11 protein-coding genes are annotated in these 16,755 nt (G+C 73.5%); 6 read left to right on the top strand and 5 right to left on the bottom strand.

The genetic code is table 11. From position 1 onward, the window contains the following. Positions 1 to 66: 66 nt before the first annotated feature. From OHB09_RS12435 to OHB09_RS12420, 4 genes are all read right to left on the bottom strand, one after another. Complete coding sequence (locus tag OHB09_RS12435; RefSeq protein ID WP_191853471.1) at positions 67 to 993, bottom strand: carbohydrate ABC transporter permease; 927 nt, start codon at positions 991 to 993, stop codon at positions 67 to 69. Between the two features lie 88 nt (positions 994 to 1,081). Continuing rightward, complete coding sequence (locus OHB09_RS12430; RefSeq protein ID WP_093596716.1) at positions 1,082 to 2,437, bottom strand: carbohydrate ABC transporter permease; 1,356 nt, start codon at positions 2,435 to 2,437, stop codon at positions 1,082 to 1,084. 34 nt (positions 2,438 to 2,471) lie between these two features. Next, complete coding sequence (locus OHB09_RS12425; protein ID WP_328921978.1) at positions 2,472 to 3,998, bottom strand: ABC transporter substrate-binding protein; 1,527 nt, start codon at positions 3,996 to 3,998, stop codon at positions 2,472 to 2,474. Between the two features lie 278 nt (positions 3,999 to 4,276). Continuing rightward, positions 4,277 to 8,185: an FHA domain-containing protein gene (locus OHB09_RS12420; protein WP_328923013.1), complete on the bottom strand. Its 3,909-nt coding sequence runs from the start codon at positions 8,183 to 8,185 to the stop codon at positions 4,277 to 4,279. 609 nt (positions 8,186 to 8,794) lie between these two features. Between OHB09_RS12420 and OHB09_RS12415 the strand changes: the two genes are divergently transcribed. The 4 genes from OHB09_RS12415 to OHB09_RS12400 all read left to right on the top strand — a co-directional run bounded on the left by OHB09_RS12415 (position 8,795) and on the right by OHB09_RS12400 (position 14,509). Further along, positions 8,795 to 10,519, top strand: coding sequence for a serine/threonine-protein kinase (locus OHB09_RS12415; RefSeq protein WP_328921977.1), 1,725 nt, complete (start codon positions 8,795 to 8,797; stop codon positions 10,517 to 10,519). A 345-nt stretch (positions 10,520 to 10,864) separates the two neighbouring features. Next, positions 10,865 to 12,127 carry a serine/threonine-protein kinase gene (locus OHB09_RS12410; protein WP_006139340.1) on the top strand — a complete coding sequence of 421 codons (1,263 nt, stop codon included), beginning with the start codon at positions 10,865 to 10,867 and terminating at the stop codon, positions 12,125 to 12,127. 117 nt (positions 12,128 to 12,244) lie between these two features. Then, entirely contained in the window at positions 12,245 to 13,351 is a 1,107-nt protein-coding gene (gene prfB, locus OHB09_RS12405; protein WP_006139341.1) for a peptide chain release factor 2, read from the top strand. A gap of 300 nt (positions 13,352 to 13,651) precedes the next feature. After that, positions 13,652 to 14,509 carry a hypothetical protein gene (locus tag OHB09_RS12400; protein WP_328921976.1) on the top strand — a complete coding sequence of 286 codons (858 nt, stop codon included), beginning with the start codon at positions 13,652 to 13,654 and terminating at the stop codon, positions 14,507 to 14,509. A gap of 140 nt (positions 14,510 to 14,649) precedes the next feature. Here the strand turns inward: OHB09_RS12400 and OHB09_RS12395 are convergent, their stop codons facing one another. Next, positions 14,650 to 14,844, bottom strand: a complete 195-nt coding sequence (locus OHB09_RS12395) for a hypothetical protein (protein WP_006139343.1) — start codon at positions 14,842 to 14,844, stop codon at positions 14,650 to 14,652. A gap of 250 nt (positions 14,845 to 15,094) precedes the next feature. On the opposite strand from OHB09_RS12395, the gene ftsE reads away from it, so the two are divergent. Both ftsE and ftsX read left to right on the top strand, forming a co-directional pair. Next, complete coding sequence (gene ftsE, locus OHB09_RS12390; protein ID WP_006139344.1) at positions 15,095 to 15,784, top strand: cell division ATP-binding protein FtsE; 690 nt, start codon at positions 15,095 to 15,097, stop codon at positions 15,782 to 15,784. 32 nt (positions 15,785 to 15,816) lie between these two features. Continuing rightward, complete coding sequence (ftsX, locus tag OHB09_RS12385) at positions 15,817 to 16,734, top strand: permease-like cell division protein FtsX (protein WP_006139345.1); 918 nt, start codon at positions 15,817 to 15,819, stop codon at positions 16,732 to 16,734. The last annotated feature ends 21 nt before the right edge of the window (positions 16,735 to 16,755 follow it).

Below are 16,755 nucleotides of genomic sequence, written 5' to 3'. Positions count from 1 at the left end.
GGGGTGGACCCGTGCTCGGACCCACCCCTTCCGCGCGCTCGCGCGGACCTCGTCCGGAAGCGGCGGCTACTTCACCGCCCCCGCCATGACGCCCGACACGAACTGCCGCTGGAACGCGAAGAACACGGCCAGCGGGATCACCATCGAGATGAAGGCGCCGGGCGCCAGGACGTCGATGTTGCTGCCGAACTGCCGCACCTGCGTCTGCAGGGCGACCGTGATCGGCTGCGTGCCCGCCTTGGTGAACACCAGCGCGACCAGCATGTCGTTCCACACCCACAGGAACTGGAAGATGCCCAGGCTCGCGATCGCCGGCCCGCCCAGCGGCATCACCACCCGCAGGAACAGCCGGAGTTCACCCGCCCCGTCCAGCCGGGCGGCCTCCAGCAGTTCGCGCGGGATCTCCGCGAAGAAGTTCCGCAGCAGGAACACCGCGAACGGCAGCCCGAACCCGACGTGGAACAGCACCACGCCGAGGATCGAGCCGAACAGCCCGATGTTGCCGAACAGTTCGGCGATCGGGATGAGCGCCACCTGCACCGGCACCACGAGCAGCCCGACCACGCCCAGGAACCACCAGTCGCGGCCCGGGAAGTCCATCCACGCGAAGGCGTACCCGGCCAGCGAACCGATCAGCACGACCAGGACCGTCGCCGGAACCGTGATCAGCACCGTGTTCCACAGGGAGTCGGTGATGTCACCGTTCTCCAGGAGCTTCTGGTAGCTGTCGAAGGTGAGTTGGGAGGGCTTGCTGAACACGTTCCACCAGCCGGAGGCGCTCATGTCCTCCGGCTTGCGCAGCGAGGCGAGCAGCAGACCGATCGTCGGCACCAGCCAGAACAGGCCGACGAGGAGCAGGAAGGCCCGCAGCAGACCGCCGCTGACCCCTTCGGTGAGCCGCGCCGCCCAGGACCGCCGGGCCTTGACGGCCTCGGCGGGCGGCGGCGCGGGCGCGGGCGCCGCCGTGGCTGTTCCCTCGGCCTCGGCCGTCATCGCCGCACCTCCCGCCGCAGCCGCCGGATATTGCTGTGTCTTCCCGGGGGACGCCCCCCGGATCCCCGGCCGGAAAGCGGTCGAGTCCTCATCGCCGCACCTCCCGCCGCAGCCGCCGGATATTGAAGAGCATCACCGGGATGACGAGGAGCAGCAGGAAGACCGCGATCGCGCTCGCGACGCCCGGCTGGTCCTCGGCGAAGCCCTTCCGGTACAGCTCCAGGGCGAGCACGTCGGCGTCGTCCTGGGAGGAGCCCGGTGGAATGATGAACACCAGGTCGAAGACCTTCAGCACGTTGATCATCAGTGTGACCACGACGACCCCGAGCACCGGCGCCAGCAGCGGCACCGTGACCCGGCGGAAGACCTGCCACTCGTTGGCCCCGTCCACGCGTGCCGCCTCCAGCAACTCGCGCGGCATGCCGGCCAGGCCCGCCGCGATCAGCACCATCGCGAAGCCGGCCCACATCCACACGTAGGAGCCGATGACCGCGGGGGTGACGAGGGAGGGGCCGAGCCAGTCGACGCCGTTGTACGGCTCCTTGAAGTTGCTCGCGGGGAGCCGCAGACGCGCCCCGTCCGCCTTCGCCGAGAGGGTGAACGTGCCGTCGTCCGCGGCCTTCGTGGACTCGACGACCTTCCCGGCCCCGTCGACCGCCTCGATCCGCATCCCCGCGTAGCCCTGCTCGGAGGCGTCCACCGCGCCGAGCGAGCCGACGCCCTTGCCGCGCGTGAAGTCCTGCCAGGTCGTCCCCGAGATCTTCCCGGGGTCGGCCTTCGGGGCGACCGCCCGCTTCGCGTCCTCGGGCATCTTGTCGGGGGCCACGCCCACGAGCGGCAGGCTCACCGTGTCGCCCGTGTGCACCGCCGCCCTCGTCACGAACCCGCCGTCGCGGGCCACGAGCGGCGACTCGCGGCCGGGGTGCGCCTTCGGGAAGGCGGAGGACTGCGCGAACGTGTCGTGCACGCCCACCCAGACCGCGTTGGCGACGCCCTTGTCCGGGTCCTGGTCGTACACCAGCCGGAAGATGATCCCGGCCGCGAGCATCGAGATCGCCATCGGCATGAAGACGACCAGCTTGAACGCCGTGCCCCAGCGCACCCGTTCGGTCAGCACCGCGAACACCAGGCCGAGCGCGGTGGCGACCGTCGGCGCGAACACCACCCAGATGATGTTGTTCTTCAGCGCCGTGCGGATGCCCTCGTCGGTGAAGAGGTCCTTGTAGTTGTCGAAGCCCGCGAAGCCGTTCCCGGAGGAGTCGTAGAAGCTGCGGACGACCGAGTACCCGATCGGGTAGACCACGAGCGCGCCGAGCAGCACCAGCGCGGGCAGCAGGAACAGCGCTGCCACCATGCGCCGGGTGCCGGTCACGCTCTTGCGCCCCGGGGAGACGGGGGGCGTCGCCGGGGACTCGGCGACACCCTCCGCGGTGGCCGACGTCATCGCCGGTCACCGTCCCCTCGTGACCCGCGCGGGCTCAACCCTTGCCCCCGTACGCCTTGGCCGCGGCGGCCTCCAGCTTTTGCTGGGCGCGGGCCACGTCCTTCGGGTTCGACAGGAAGTCCTGCAGTTCCTTCCACTCGCCCTTGCCGGGCGTGCCGCCGAAGGCCTGCGGGGCCTGGTCGGACATGTCGAAGCGGAAGTCGTCACCGGCCGCGACCAGCGACTTGGCGATCGTGCGCTGCACCTCGTTCGGGTACGCCGAGTCCGGCACGTTCTTGTTGGGGGAGAGGTAACCGCCCAGCTCGGCCTGGATGGTCGCCGCGTCCGGGGAGGCCAGGAACGTCACCAGGGCCTGCGCGGCCTTGGAGTCGTCCAGGATGACGGCCGCGTCGCCGCCGCTGACCACGGGCGCGGTGTCGCCCACGGCCGGGAACGGGAACACCTTGGCGTCCGTGCCGATCTTCGCCTTGGTCTCAGCGATGTTGACCTGTGCGAAGTCGCCCTCGTAGACCATGCCGGCCTTCGGCTGGTCGCCTCCGGTGAAGGTCTGGGTGACCGACTCCGGGAACGCCGTGCCCAGCGCGCCCTTCGCGCCGCCCGCGACGTAGTCCTTCTTGCCCCAGATCTCCGCGAGCGTGGTCAGCGCCTGCTTGACCGAGGGGTCGGTCCACTTGATCTTGTGCTGGGCGAGCTGGTCGTACTTCTCCGGACCGGCCTGGGAGAGATAGACGTTCTCGAACCAGTCGGTGAGCGTCCAGCCGTCCGCGCCACCCACCGAGAAGGGGGTGACCCCGGAGTCGTAGACGGTCTGCGCCGTGCTCAGCAGGTCCTTCCACGACTTGGGCTCGCTCGCCCCCGCGTTCTGGAAGACCTTGGCGTTGTACCAGATCAGCGACTTGTTCGCGGCCTTGTAGTAGGCGCCGTACTGCTTGCCGCCCACCTTGCCGATGTCCTGCCAGCCCTGCGAGTAGTTCTCGGCGAGCTCCTTCGTCGCCTCCGCGCCCAGCGGCTTGGCCCAGCCCTTGTCCACGGCCTGCTTGATCGCGCCGGGCTGCGGCAGCAGCGCGACGTCCGGCGGCTGACCACCGGCGACCTTGGAGCCGAGGAAGTTGATGATCGGGTCCTGGGCCGGCACGAACGTGACCTTGGCGCCGGTGCGCTTCTCGAACTCGGCGAGGACCTTCTTGAAGTTCTTCTGCTCGCCGCCGGTCCACACGGCGGCGACCTCCAGGCTCTCCCCGTCCAGCTTGGGCAGGGTGACGGTGGACCCGCCGTCACCCCGGGCGCTGGGTTTGGTGCTTCCCCCGTCGTTGTCGTCGTCCCCGCCGCAGCCGGTGACGGCGAGCGCGAGGGCGGTGGCGAGGAGGACGGCGGAGACCCGGGTCGTCCGCCGGCCGGAGGTGGCGAAGGCGCTGCGTCTCGCCGTGCGTGAGGTCTTTCCGGTACGGAGGGTGCGGTCGCTGCGGACGGTGGTGTCGGCGTGCTCGGTGCGGTGGTTGTCGATATGGACGGTGCTGTCGATATGGACGGTGCCGAACTTGCTGCTCCTGGTGCTGCGCATCACTGCCCCGTTCTTCGTCGTTCCTCGTCGAACGTCGTTCCGGCGCTGTTCCGTGCGCTCTGGTGTACGCCGGGCCACGCGGGTCGGCAAGAGCGCCTACCGTGTCAAGCGGGCCATCGTGACCACGTCGTTGTCTCGCCGGTGGGCCGGCGGGGCGCGGCCGGGCGCGTTCCGGGGGACGCGGGGACGGGGGCGGAGCGCCCGTGGAGCACCGGTGTGGTGCCCGAGGAGCCCCCTCGGAGCGGCGAGGGGGCTCCCGTGGGAACGGGGGACTCCTGTCAGAGCAGTGCGGGGACCGCCGTCGCGGAGACCGACCGGGCCGCGCGTTCCAGCGCGCTGGCGAGCAGCGCGAGATCCGTCGGCCCGTTGCCCAGTTCCCGTACCGTGCGGCGGACCGGCGGGTCGCCCATGCGCTCCCACTCCACGAGGGCCACGGTGGGCCGCACGGTCGCCGTACGCGGGATGCGGCCGGTGACGCGGCCGCCCTGGAACTCCGTGGCCCGCAGGTCGCGGTCCTCCGCGCCGGGCGTGCCCTCCGTGCCGTGGGCGTACGTCAACCGCCCGCGCCCGGGGGCGGGTTCGTCCGCCCCCTGGGCGGGAGTCCGCAGGCGCACCCGCAGTCCGGCGGCCCCGCCGGGCTCGCCGCGGAACGCGCGGGCGCCGTCCACGCCCGTCGCGGCCACCAGGTGTACGCCGAGCCGCTCCCCGTCCCGTGCCACCGCCTCCAGGGCCCGGACGACCGAACCGGCGGAGGGCCGGCCGGGGGAGCCGAGGGCGGGGGAGAGCAGCGCGTCCAGGTCGTCCACGAGGACCACCAGCCGGGCCAGCGGCGGCCCCGGCTCGGCGGACCGGCGGGCCGCGGGCGGCCGGAGCCGCAGGGTCGCGCTCGGCGGCGACTCGAGGTCGGCGGCGCCCGCCCCGGGCCCGGTGGTTCCGGAGGTCGCTGACCTGGTGTCACTGCCGGAGGGTCCGTCGGGCGCCGCCCCGGGCCGCCGTCCCTGACCGCCGCCCGCCGCCCGCTGGGGGACCATCCGCCGCGACACCATCCGCTGCGCGTGCCACTGGGTGAAGTCGAGCCGGCCCAGCAGTTCGGCGCGCCGCTTCAGCTCCGCGCTCAGCGCCTGCGCGAACTCCCGCATGCGGACGGGGTCGTTGGCGGCCAGGTGGGTGGTGACATGGGGGAGGTCCGTGCACAGCCGCAGCCCGTCGTCCGCACCGGAGGCGTGCGGCCCGCAGTCGCGGCCGTCTATCAGCACCAGGCCGAGGCGGTCCGGGCGTTCGGCCGCCGCGAGGGAGGCGGCGACCGCCCGCAGCAGCTCCGTACGGCCGCTGCCCGAGGGCCCTTCCACCAGCAGGTGCGGGCCGTCGGCGGCGAGGTCCACGACGACCGGGCCGCGCGGGCCCGCCCCGAGCACCGCCCAGGCGCGGCCGCCCAGCGACTCGGTGTCGTCGGCCGCGGCCGCCCAACGGGCCATCAGCGAGGCGGGGGTGGCGCGGGCCAGCCCCAACTCGTCCAGCAGCCGGGCCTTGCGGGGCAGCGGCGTGGAGATCGCCGGATGCGGGAGAGAACCGGCGGCGGGTCCGTCCGTGCGCAACGGGGCGAGCGCCCGGGCGAAGCGCTCGGCCCAGGCCAGGGACACCGCGTCCACGGCGGCGAGGGTGCCCTCGCTCACCGGGCCCCGGCCCGTCCGCCCGCCGGCGGCCGGGCCGTGCGGCGTCCGGGCGGTGCGGTCGTGGTGCGTGGCCTGGGGGTCGTACGGGAAGCCGGGGGCGCTCACCGGGCCGTGCGTGCCGGGGGTGCCGTGGGCTTCGTGGGCCTCGTGGGCCTCGTGGGCCTCGCGGGCTTCGTGCGTGCCGCGCGGGCGCGGGATGCCGCCGGGGGCCCCGGCGCGCCCCTGGGCGGACGGGCCGCTCCGTGCGCCCCGGGCGCGGGCGGTCGGGGCGCCCGGGCCCTCGCCGAGGGCGTCCCCGGCGTAGGGGGCGGGACCGTCGGCGAAGCCGTGCCCCTCGGGCCCGGTGGGGCGGAGAGCGCCGGTGGCGGGCTCCGGGTGCGAGGCGACCCGCAGGACGTGCACCGCCGTGGCCACGTCACCGCCGATCAGGGCGACCGCCCCGCACTCCCGGAACGTCGGCGACGCGGCGCACACCGCCTCGTACGTCTGAGCGGCCGGCGCGGCGGGGGAGGCCGCCGCCGTCTCGGCCAGACAGATCACATGGATGCCGGCCCGGGGCCCCTCGCGCACCAGGCGCACCACGGCCTCGCGCACCTCCGGGCCGCCGGGGTCGCCGTCCACCACGAGCACCGTGCGGGGACCGGCGTACGGTGCGGTGGACTCCGCCCCGTCCCGGGCCCAGGAGGGGCGCCGCAGGGCCCCCTCCTCCGCCCCGTCCCCGGGGCCGGCCTGGCGCGGCACCCGGGCGGCCGCGCCGGAGGGGGGCTCCGCGAGCCGGTCGTCCAGGCGGCGCAGGAGCTCCGCCGTCCGGGCCACCGCCTGCTCGCGGTCGTGGGCGAGCAGGAGCCGGCAGTCCTGGCCGTGCGCCGGGACGAGGTGCGGCAGCCAGCCGAGCCAGGACCACTCCGCCGTGCGCTCCTCGACGGGGCGGGCGCGGTCCGCGCTGATCAGGACGAGTTCGAGGGCGTCGGGGGAGTGCAGCGCGGCGAGCTGGGCGAGGACGGCGCGGGCGAGTCCGCCCAGGCGCGCGCGGGGCCCGGCCAGCCCCAGGGAACCGACCTCGCGCAGCCCGGTGGTCACCGGCACGGACAGCAGCGGGCCCGAGCCGTCGGGCGCGGCGGGCAGGTCGGCGGTGCCGAGGCGCACGGTGAGCGCCTCCGGGTGCAGCGGCCCGCGCTCCCACAGCCGGGGCCCCGGGCGCAGCGCCGTCAGCAGCAGCGCGGCGGGATCCGGCCATTTCTCGGGCCCCTGCGGGCGGTGCGGAAGGGTGGGGGCGACGCCCTCGGCGTGCCCGGTCGGCCCGCCGCCCGCCGGCGCGTCCTCCCGGCCCCCGGCCAGCCGCCGGGCCCACGCGGCGAGGCCGCCGCGCCGCCGGGCCCCGGCTCCGGGTTCGCCGGGGGCGGGCAGGTCGGGCTCCTCGGTGCCGCGCACGGGTGTGCCCTTGCGACCCGGGGCCTCCGCGCCCCGTCCGTCGGCGCCCCTCGGCACACCGGCGTCCCGCCCGGGTGCTCCGGCCGGACCGGGGCCGCCGTCGTGGCCGAAACCGTGAGGGCCCTCGTGTCCCTGCGGCCCGGCGGAACCGTTCGCGCGGTCGCCGTCGCCGACGTGGGCGGCGAGGTGCGCGGCGCCCGCCCGGGAGCCGGTCCCCGCACCGTCACCGCCGTACGTGCCGGACGGTTCGGCCGCCGGATGGCCGTGCGTGCCCGGCGTCCCGGTCCCGTACGCCCTCGGCGCGGCCTGCCCGTCGGCCGTGGGGCCGTGCTCGGGGAGGCCGTGCTCCTGGCGGCCGGCCGGCCGCGGGGCGGCGGACGCGACGCTTCCGGGCGCCACCGGCGCCGTACCCGTACCCGCGACCGGGGGCGCGCCGGTGACCCGGACCCGGGTGTGCCCCTCGCCGTCCGGTGTCGTGGGCACCGCCGGCACGTCTCCCGGAGGGGCCAGCCGCAGCGTCGACTCGCCGAGGCGCAGGAGCGCGCCCGGGGCCAGGCGCACCGGGCGGCCGGTGACGCGGACGCCGTCCAGCGTGGTGCCGTTGGTGGAGCCCAGGTCGGCGACGGTGACCCGGCCGTCGGGCGCGACGGTGACCGCGCAGTGCAGCCGGGAGACGTCCGGGTCGTCGAGCGGGACATCGGCCTCGGCCGAGCGGCCCACCCGGATCTGGCCGCCGTGCAGCAGGTGCACCCCGCCCGCGTCCGGGCCCGCCACGACGTGCAGCTCCGCCGAGACCTCGTCCGCCGTCTCCGGTGCCGGTTCCGCCGTGGCGCCCAGCGAGAGCACGGCGCCGTCGGTCAGGGGCGGCTCGCCGAGGGTGCGGCGCTGCGGGTCGAGCCGCTCCGCCCCCGCGTACAGCACCGCCGGGCCGTCCCCGCCGCCCACCGCCGAGACGAGGTCACCGACCACCGCGGCCAGCGCCGTCCCGGCGGGAGCGGTGACCTGGACGTCGCGGCTCGCGGCCCGCGCTCCGGGCTCCGCGGGCGGGCCCAGCGGGTCAACGACGGTCAGCCGGATCTGCATCGCCGTCAGCGGTCCCTTCTGCGCAAGCACCCGCGGGCGGGGACGAAGGCGCCGCCCGCGGTCCCCCACCGCGGGCCTCCCCCGGACTTCCCCCACCGCTCACGAGCACATCGGCCAGTAACTGGAGGCATCCTCGCACCTGCCGCTGACAACGCGCCCGCCCAGCGAGGGCAAGTGATCTTGATTGGTCGGCTCTGCCCGCAAAAGTGCCCGCCCGATGACCTGCTCCGATCCTCCGATGACCACTCGGGGTCCGCCCGTGATCGGTCCGGGAGTGCTCGGCGACCGGGGCGGGGACGGTCGCCGAGCACACCCGCCGGTCCCGGACACCGCGCGGGGCAACCAACCGCCCCGGACCGCGCGTCTTCCCGTCGAACATGTGCGGCGGCCGGCACGTACCCCTGCGGGGGAGCGCGCCGGACCGCCCGAGGACCCGCGCGCGGGTCGGGGAGCTTGACAACCCGGTGCGCTCCGGCACCCCACTACAGTGGGTCGGAACACCCGGAACCCGTGCTCCGGAACCCGTGCTCCGAGGCCCGGAACGGCACGGCGTGCGAGGTGGACAACGGTGTACGGACCAGACACCCCGATCAGCAGGGAGCCCATGACGTGCGGCCGGTAGGCAGCAAGTACCTGCTCGAGGAGCCGCTCGGACGCGGTGCCACGGGCACGGTGTGGCGTGCGAGCCAGCGCGAGACCGCGGGCTCCGAGGCGGCCGTCGCCGGCCGCCCGGGCGAGACTGTCGCGATCAAGGTCCTCAAGGAGGAGCTCGCGAGCGACCCGGACATCGTGATGCGCTTCCTGCGGGAGCGCTCCGTCCTGCTCCGGCTGACCCACCCGAACATCGTCCGGGTGCGGGACCTGGTCGTCGAGGGCGATCTGCTGGCCCTCGTCATGGACATCGTCGACGGCCCCGACCTGCACCGCTACCTGCGGGAGAACGGCCCCCTCACCCCCGTCGCGGCCTCCCTGCTGACCGCCCAGGTCGCCGACGCGCTGGCCGCCAGCCACGCCGACGGCGTGGTGCACCGCGACCTCAAGCCCGCGAACGTCCTGCTCCGGCAGGACGGCGGCGAGATGCACCCGATGCTCACCGACTTCGGCATCGCCCGCCTCGCCGACTCCCCGGGTCTGACCCGCACCCAGGAGTTCGTCGGCACCCCCGCGTACATCGCGCCGGAGTCCGCCGAGGGCCGCCCGCAGACCTCCGCAGTGGACATCTACGGCGCCGGGATCATGCTGTACGAGCTGGTCACCGGCCGCCCCCCGTTCGGCGGCGGCAGCGCCCTCGAGGTGCTGCACCAGCACCTGAGCGCCGAGCCGCGCCGCCCCTCCACCGTGCCGGACCCGCTGTGGACGGTGATCGAGCGCTGCCTGCGCAAGAACCCCGACCAGCGCCCCAGCGCCGAGAACCTGGCCCGCGCCCTGCGGGTCGTCGCCGACGGCATCGGCGTGCACGCCAACTCCGCCGCGATCGCCGCGGCCGAGGGCGTCGGCGCCCTGCTCGGCCCCGACCTCGACCCGGCCCCCGTGCCCGGCACCCCGGGCGCCGCGGACCCGACCCAGGTCCTGCCGCACACCGCGGGCGGCTACGGCCAGAACGCGCCGCACGACCCCACCTTCCCCAACGGCATCGACCCCAACGGCGCCACCAGCGTCCTCCCGCACACCCCCGGCGCCGCCGATCCCACCGCCGTCCTCCCGCAGACCGGCGCGGCCGACCCCACCGCCGTCCTGCCCCCGGTGCCCCCGGGCGGACCCGGCCAGGGCGAGGCGGGCGACCCCGACCAGCCGCACCCCTGGCAGAGCCAGCTCCGCGCGGCCCGCGACCGCAACGACCAGACCCAGGTGCAGTACCTCGACCCGAACGAGGACCCGCTGCGCCGCCGCCCGCAGCGCCAGGTCGCCCGCCCCCAGCAGCAGCCCCGCAGGCAGCAGCCCCCGCAGGACGGCTACGGCTACCCGCAACAGCAGCAGCCCGGACAGCAGCGGTACGCCCCCCAGCGGGCCCCGCAGCGCCGCCGGGAGACCCCGCAGCCGCAGCAGTACGCCCCGGCGCCCCAGCCGCAGCGTTACGCCCCGGAGCCCCGGCGGCCCGCCCCGGAGCGTGAGCCGAGGGCGCCGCGGCAGCGCGGCGCCAACCCGATGAAGATCCCGGGCCTCGGCTGCCTCAAGGGCTGCCTGTTCACGCTCGTCATCCTGGTCGTCGCGAGCTGGCTGGTCTGGGAACTGAGCCCGCTGCGGGACTGGATCGGCACGGGCAGGGGCTACTGGAGCGAGATCAGCCACTGGTTCTCGCGGGCCGGGGACCTGCTGCGAAAGCTGGGCAACTAGGGCCTCTCGTTTGGATCATCCCGGCGTCGCGGGGTCCGGCACGCGCCTCTGCGGCGTTGTCGTCGGTTGCCAGGGCTCCGCCCTGGCGCCCTCCTCCGCCTTGCAGCCGCACGCACCGGACCCCGCTCGGGTCGGCCGAGGACGTACGGCGCCTCCCAGCCGGCCTGATCCAAACGAGAGGCCCTAGGACCCTTCCCGCGGGGTTCGGGGTGCGCACCTCCGCACCCCGACCTTGGGGATTTGTCGACACCCACCGGGTGATTTCCGTCGCCCGGGTGAAGGCCGGCTCCCGCGACGCGTAGTTTTGGCGACAACACGCGGACCGTTGGAGCGAGCGGAGCAGCCTTGGCACGGAAGATCGGCAGTCGGTACACCGCGCACCAGGTCCTGGGACGGGGAAGCGCCGGCACGGTGTGGCTGGGCGAGGGGCCGGACGGCCCCGTGGCCGTCAAGCTGCTGCGCGAGGACCTCGCCTCCGACCAGGAACTGGTGGGACGGTTCGTCCAGGAGCGCACGGCACTGCTGGGCCTGGACCACCCCCACATCGTCTCGGTGCACGACCTCGTGGTCGACGGCAACGACCTGGCCCTCGTCATGGACCTCGTGCGCGGCACCGACCTGCGCACCCGCCTGGACCGGGAGCGCCGCATGGCACCCGAGGCGGCGGTCGCGATCGTCGCCGACGTCGCCGACGCGCTGGCCGCGGCCCACGCGGCCGGGGTCGTCCACCGCGACGTCAAGCCGGAGAACGTCCTCCTCGACATGCAGGGCCCCCTCGGACCCGGCGGCGCCCACCCCGCGCTGCTGACCGACTTCGGTGTGGCCAAACTCATCGACACCCCGCGCAGGACCCGCGCCACGAAGATCATCGGCACGCCGGACTACCTGGCCCCGGAGATCGTCGAGGGACTGCCGCCCCGCGCGGCCGTCGACATCTACGCGCTGGCCACGGTCCTGTACGAGCTGCTCGCCGGGTTCACGCCCTTCGGCGGCGGACACCCCGGGGCGGTGCTGCGCCGGCACGTCACGGAGACGGTGGCGCCGCTGCCCGGCATCCCCGACGAGCTGTGGCAGCTCCTCGTCCAGTGCCTGGCCAAGGCGCCGGCCTCCCGGCTGCGGGCCTCCGAGCTGGCGGCGCGGCTGCGGGAGCAGCTCCCCTCGCTCGCGGGGATGCCCCCGCTGGACGTGGACGAGCCGGGATCCGAGCCGGAGGAGGACGAGGGCGCCGAGGACCCCGCCGAGGGGGCCGAGGACGGGACGGCGGCTGGGAGCCGGGGCGAGCCGCGGGTGCGGCGGGGCGCCGTGCCCCTGGTGCCCGGCGCGAAGCCGGACTCCAACCGGGACACGCACACGTCGATGCGCGTGCCGGGCCCGGACGAGCTCGCCGGGGGCGCCCGAGGCACCGCGCGGGTGCCGCGGGCGGCGGGCGCCCCGCGGCCCGGCTCCGCGCGGAACCGGGCGATGGCGCGCCGACGGCGCCTGACGCTCGGGGCGGCCGCCCTGGTCCTCGTCGCCGCGGCGGGACTGGGCGCCTGGGCCGCCCTGTCGGACGACGAGGGCGACGTCCCCCCGCAGGACTCCAACAACTCCGCCCCGGCGGTTCCGTAGCGTCCGCGTCACCCGCGCCCCGGAGCCCCGGGAAGGGGCGCGGGTGACCGCGCGCTCACACTCCCCGGGGCTCTCCTGCGCCCTTGCCCGTCCGGCGGAACCGTTACGCTGGGGAGCGTGGCAGTCGTCGACGTATCCGAAGAGCTCAAGTCCCTCTCCTCCACCATGGAGTCCATCGAGGCCGTCCTGGACCTCGACAAGCTGAGGGCAGACATCGCCGTGCTCGAGGAGCAGGCGGCCGCGCCGTCCCTCTGGGACAACCCGGACGAGGCGCAGAAGATCACCAGCAAGCTGTCCCACCTCCAGGCCGAGGTCCGCAAGGCCGAGGCCCTGCGCGGCAGGATCGACGACCTCGGCGTCCTGTTCGAGATGGCCGAGGAGGAGGACGACCCGGACACCCGCGCCGAGGCCGAGTCCGAGCTCACGGCCGTACGCAAGGCGCTGGACGAGATGGAGGTCCGCACCCTCCTCTCCGGCGAGTACGACTCCCGCGAGGCCCTCGTCAACATCCGCGCCGAGGCCGGCGGCGTCGACGCCGCGGACTTCGCCGAGAAGCTCCAGCGCATGTACCTGCGCTGGGCCGAGCAGCGCGGCTACAAGACCGAGGTCTACGAGACCTCGTACGCGGAGGAGGCCGGCATCAAGTCGACCACCTTCGCCGTGCAGGCCCCGTACGCCTACGGCACCCTCTCCGTCGAGCAGGGCACCCACCGCCTCGTGCGCATCTCGCCCTACGACAACCAGGGCCGGCGCCAGACCAGCTTCGCGGGCGTGGAGATCCTCCCCGTCGTCGAGCAGACCGACCACGTCGAGATCGACGAGTCCGAGCTGCGGGTCGACGTCTACCGGTCCTCCGGTCCCGGCGGCCAGGGCGTCAACACGACCGACTCCGCGGTGCGCCTGACCCACATCCCCACCGGGATCGTCGTGTCCTGCCAGAACGAGCGCTCGCAGATCCAGAACAAGGCGACCGCGATGAACGTCCTCCAGGCCAAGCTGCTCGAGCGGCGCCGCCAGGAGGAGCAGGCCAAGATGGACGCGCTCAAGGGCGACGGCGGCAACTCCTGGGGCAACCAGATGCGTTCGTACGTCCTGCACCCGTACCAGATGGTCAAGGACCTGCGCACCGACTTCGAGGTCGGCAACCCCGAGGCCGTGTTCAACGGCGAGATCGACGGCTTCCTCGAGGCCGGCATTCGCTGGCGCAAGCAGCAGGAGAAGTAGGGCCCGGTTCCCGGGGCGGTCCGGCCGCCCCGGAAGCAACCATTTTGTCGACAAGGCAACTGCCGCCTCCGGGGCGACAGTTGCCTTTTGTCTGCGACCTCTCGTGGCGAAAGCGGCACTATCGGACATCGTGTACGCAACGGCCTTGACGTTGCTTAAAAAAATCGGAAAGGTGTCGGGTGGCATGCGCATTATCGGGGCGCATGTGAACCGGGGGAGCTCCATTCACGACCTGCCTCCGTTGATCACGGCCCCGTGGCGCTGCTCCACTGACGATCAGCTACTGGGGGTAGCAGTCATATGACGAAGAAGACGCGGATCCGCGTGGCGCGTGTCGCCGCGGGTGCCGTGATCGCCGCGGGTGCGTCGCTGACGGCCGCAGGCGCGGCCTCCGCGCTCGAGCTCAACGTGAACGCGGACAGCAACGGGATCAACGCCCAGGTGAAGACGGGCGAGGATGCGCCGGGTGACGACGAGGGGCTGACGGAGGGCGCCTCCCTCGGTGCGACGGAGGGTTCGTCCCTCGGCGCTTCCGAGGGCACCTCCGAAGGGACCTCGACGGGCACCTCCGAAGGAGGCTCCGAGGGCACCTCCACCGGTACTTCCGAGGGCGGTTCCGAGGGCACCTCCACCGGTACCTCCGAGGGCGGTTCCGAGGGGACGTCCGTCGGCTCCTCCGAGGGCGGGTCCGAGGGCACCTCCACCGGGGCGTCGGAAGGCACGTCCGCCGGCTCCTCCGAGGGCAACGGCAACGCCGGTGGCAACGGCAACGGTGGCAACGGCAATGCCGGTGGCAACGGCAACGGCGGCACCGGTGACAACGGCGGCAACGGCAACGGCAACGGCGGCGGCTCCGGCAACGGTGGCTCCGGCAACGGCGGTGGCGGCAACGGCGGTGGCTCCGGCTCCGGCGGTACCGAGACCGACGGCGGCGGCAACAAGCCCGTCGAGCAGGGCAAGGGTTCCTCCGCCCTGACCGACACCGGCGTGGACGCCCCGGACACCACCGCCCAGGGTGGCGACGACGGCGAGCTGGCCGAGACCGGTGCGGGTCAGACCATGTTCCTGCTGGTCGGCGCGGCCACGATGATCGCGGGCGGCATCGGCTTCCGCTTCCTGCCCCGCCTGGTGAGCGGCCGGGACGGCGCCGCGGCCTGAACGCCGTGCGCACCTCGTGACGCCGGAGGCGACCCACGAGGCATGACGTGACGAGGAAAGGCCCGGAGCAGCCGGCTCCGGGCCTTTCGCGTACCCCCGGGCCCGTCGACGTCCGGCGGCCGGGGGGAAGTCTCGCGGGGCTACACCGTCTGGTGTGCCACCAGTGCCAGCGCCGCGATCAGCACCACGAGCAGTGCGATCAGCGTCACCGGATTGACGTGGGAGAACGGGTTCTGCTGCTGCTGAAGCCGCTCCCTGCTGGCCCGGCACACCGGGCAGCGGCCCTCGCTCACGGGTGCGGCACAGTTCGCGCACACCAATCGGTCGTACGTCATGCGCCTCGCCCTCCTCGCCCGCCTTCACCCCGTACAACGTGCCGGACGCCCGTTCCGTTCCCGGCCGGCGGCCACCACCTCCCACTGTGCCAGGTTCCGCGGCCGCGCGCGGCGCCGGCCGGGAAGACGGGCGGCCCCGGGACCCCCGACAAAACGCACAACATTCGCGCATGCCCACCGACGACTGCACGCACACATCCGGTTCGCGTATGGTCACGCTCACCAACCCCGGCGACTTGTGGTGCATCCCGTGATCCGATTCGACAACGTCTCCAAGGTCTACCCCAAGCAGACCCGCCCCGCGCTCAGGGATGTCTCCCTGGAGGTGGAGAAGGGCGAGTTCGTGTTCCTCGTGGGATCGTCCGGCTCCGGAAAGTCCACCTTCCTGCGCCTGATCCTGCGCGAGGAGCGGTGCAGCCACGGCCAGGTCCACGTCCTCGGCAAGGACCTCGCCCGCGTCTCCAACTGGAAGGTTCCGCAGATCCGGCGCCAGCTCGGCACCGTGTTCCAGGACTTCCGGCTGCTGCCGAACAAGACGGTCGCCGAGAACGTCGCCTTCGCCCAGGAGGTGATCGGCAAGTCCCGCGGCGAGACCCGCAAGTCCGTGCCACAGGTGCTCGACCTCGTCGGGCTCGGCGGCAAGGAGGACCGCATGCCGGGCGAGCTGTCCGGCGGTGAGCAGCAGCGCGTCGCCATCGCACGCGCCTTCGTCAACCGGCCCAAGCTGCTGATCTGCGACGAGCCCACAGGCAACCTCGACCCGCAGACCTCCGTCGGCATCATGAAGCTGCTGGACCGCATCAACCGCACCGGCACCACCGTGGTGATGGCCACCCACGACCAGAACATCGTTGACCAGATGCGCAAGCGCGTCATCGAGCTGGAGAAGGGCCGCCTCGTCCGCGACCAGGTGCGCGGCGTCTACGGCTACCAGCACTGACGACGAGGAACGGAAAGGCTTAACCAGACGCCATGCGCGCCCAGTTCGTGCTTTCGGAGATCGGCGTCGGTCTCCGCCGCAACCTGACGATGACCTTCGCGGTCATCGTCTCGGTAGCCCTGTCCCTGGCCCTGTTCGGCGCGTCCCTCGTGATGAGCGACCAGGTGTCCCAGATGAAGGGCTACTGGTACGACAAGGTCAACGTCTCGATCTTCCTCTGCAACAAGAGCGACGCCGACTCCGACCCCAACTGCGCCAAGGGTGCGGTGACTTCGGAGCAGAAGGACCAGATCAAGGCCGACCTGAGCAAGATGTCGGTGGTCGACAAGGTCACCTACGAGTCGCAGGACGAGGCGTACAAGCACTACAAGGAGCAGTTCGGCGACTCGCCCCTGGTCAGCTCCCTCACCCCGGACCAGATGCAGGAGTCGTACCGCATCAAGCTCAAGGACCCGCAGAAGTACCAGGTCATCGCGACCGCCTTCGACGGGCGGGCCGGTGTGCAGTCGGTGCAGGACCAGAAGGGCATCCTGGACAACCTGTTCGAGCTGCTCAACCTGATGAACCGGGCGGCGCTCGGCGTGATGACGCTGATGCTGGTCGTCGCGCTCCTGCTGATCGTCAACACGGTGCGGGTCTCGGCGTTCAGCCGCCGCCGCGAGACCGGCATCATGCGGCTCGTGGGCGCCTCCGGCTTCTACATCCAGGCCCCGTTCATCATGGAGGCGGCGGTCGCCGGCCTCATCGGCGGCGGCGTGGCGTGCGTCTTCCTGGTCTTCGGCCGCTACTTCACCGTCGACCACGGCATGGCCCTGTCCGGCAAGCTCACCCTGATCAACTTCGTCGGCTGGGACTCCGTCCTGACGAAGCTCCCGCTCATCCTCGCGGCGAGCGTCCTGATGCCCTCCCTCGCCGCGTTCTTCGCGCTGCGCAAGTATCTGAAGGTTTGACGTCCTCCCCTCCTTGAAGGG

Origin of the sequence: Streptomyces griseoaurantiacus (assembly GCF_036189845.1) — a bacterium.
Lineage (GTDB): Bacteria > Actinomycetota > Actinomycetes > Streptomycetales > Streptomycetaceae > Streptomyces > Streptomyces griseoaurantiacus.
Note: the sequence above shows the minus strand (reverse complement) of the source record. Positions and strands in the feature narration are given on the sequence as shown.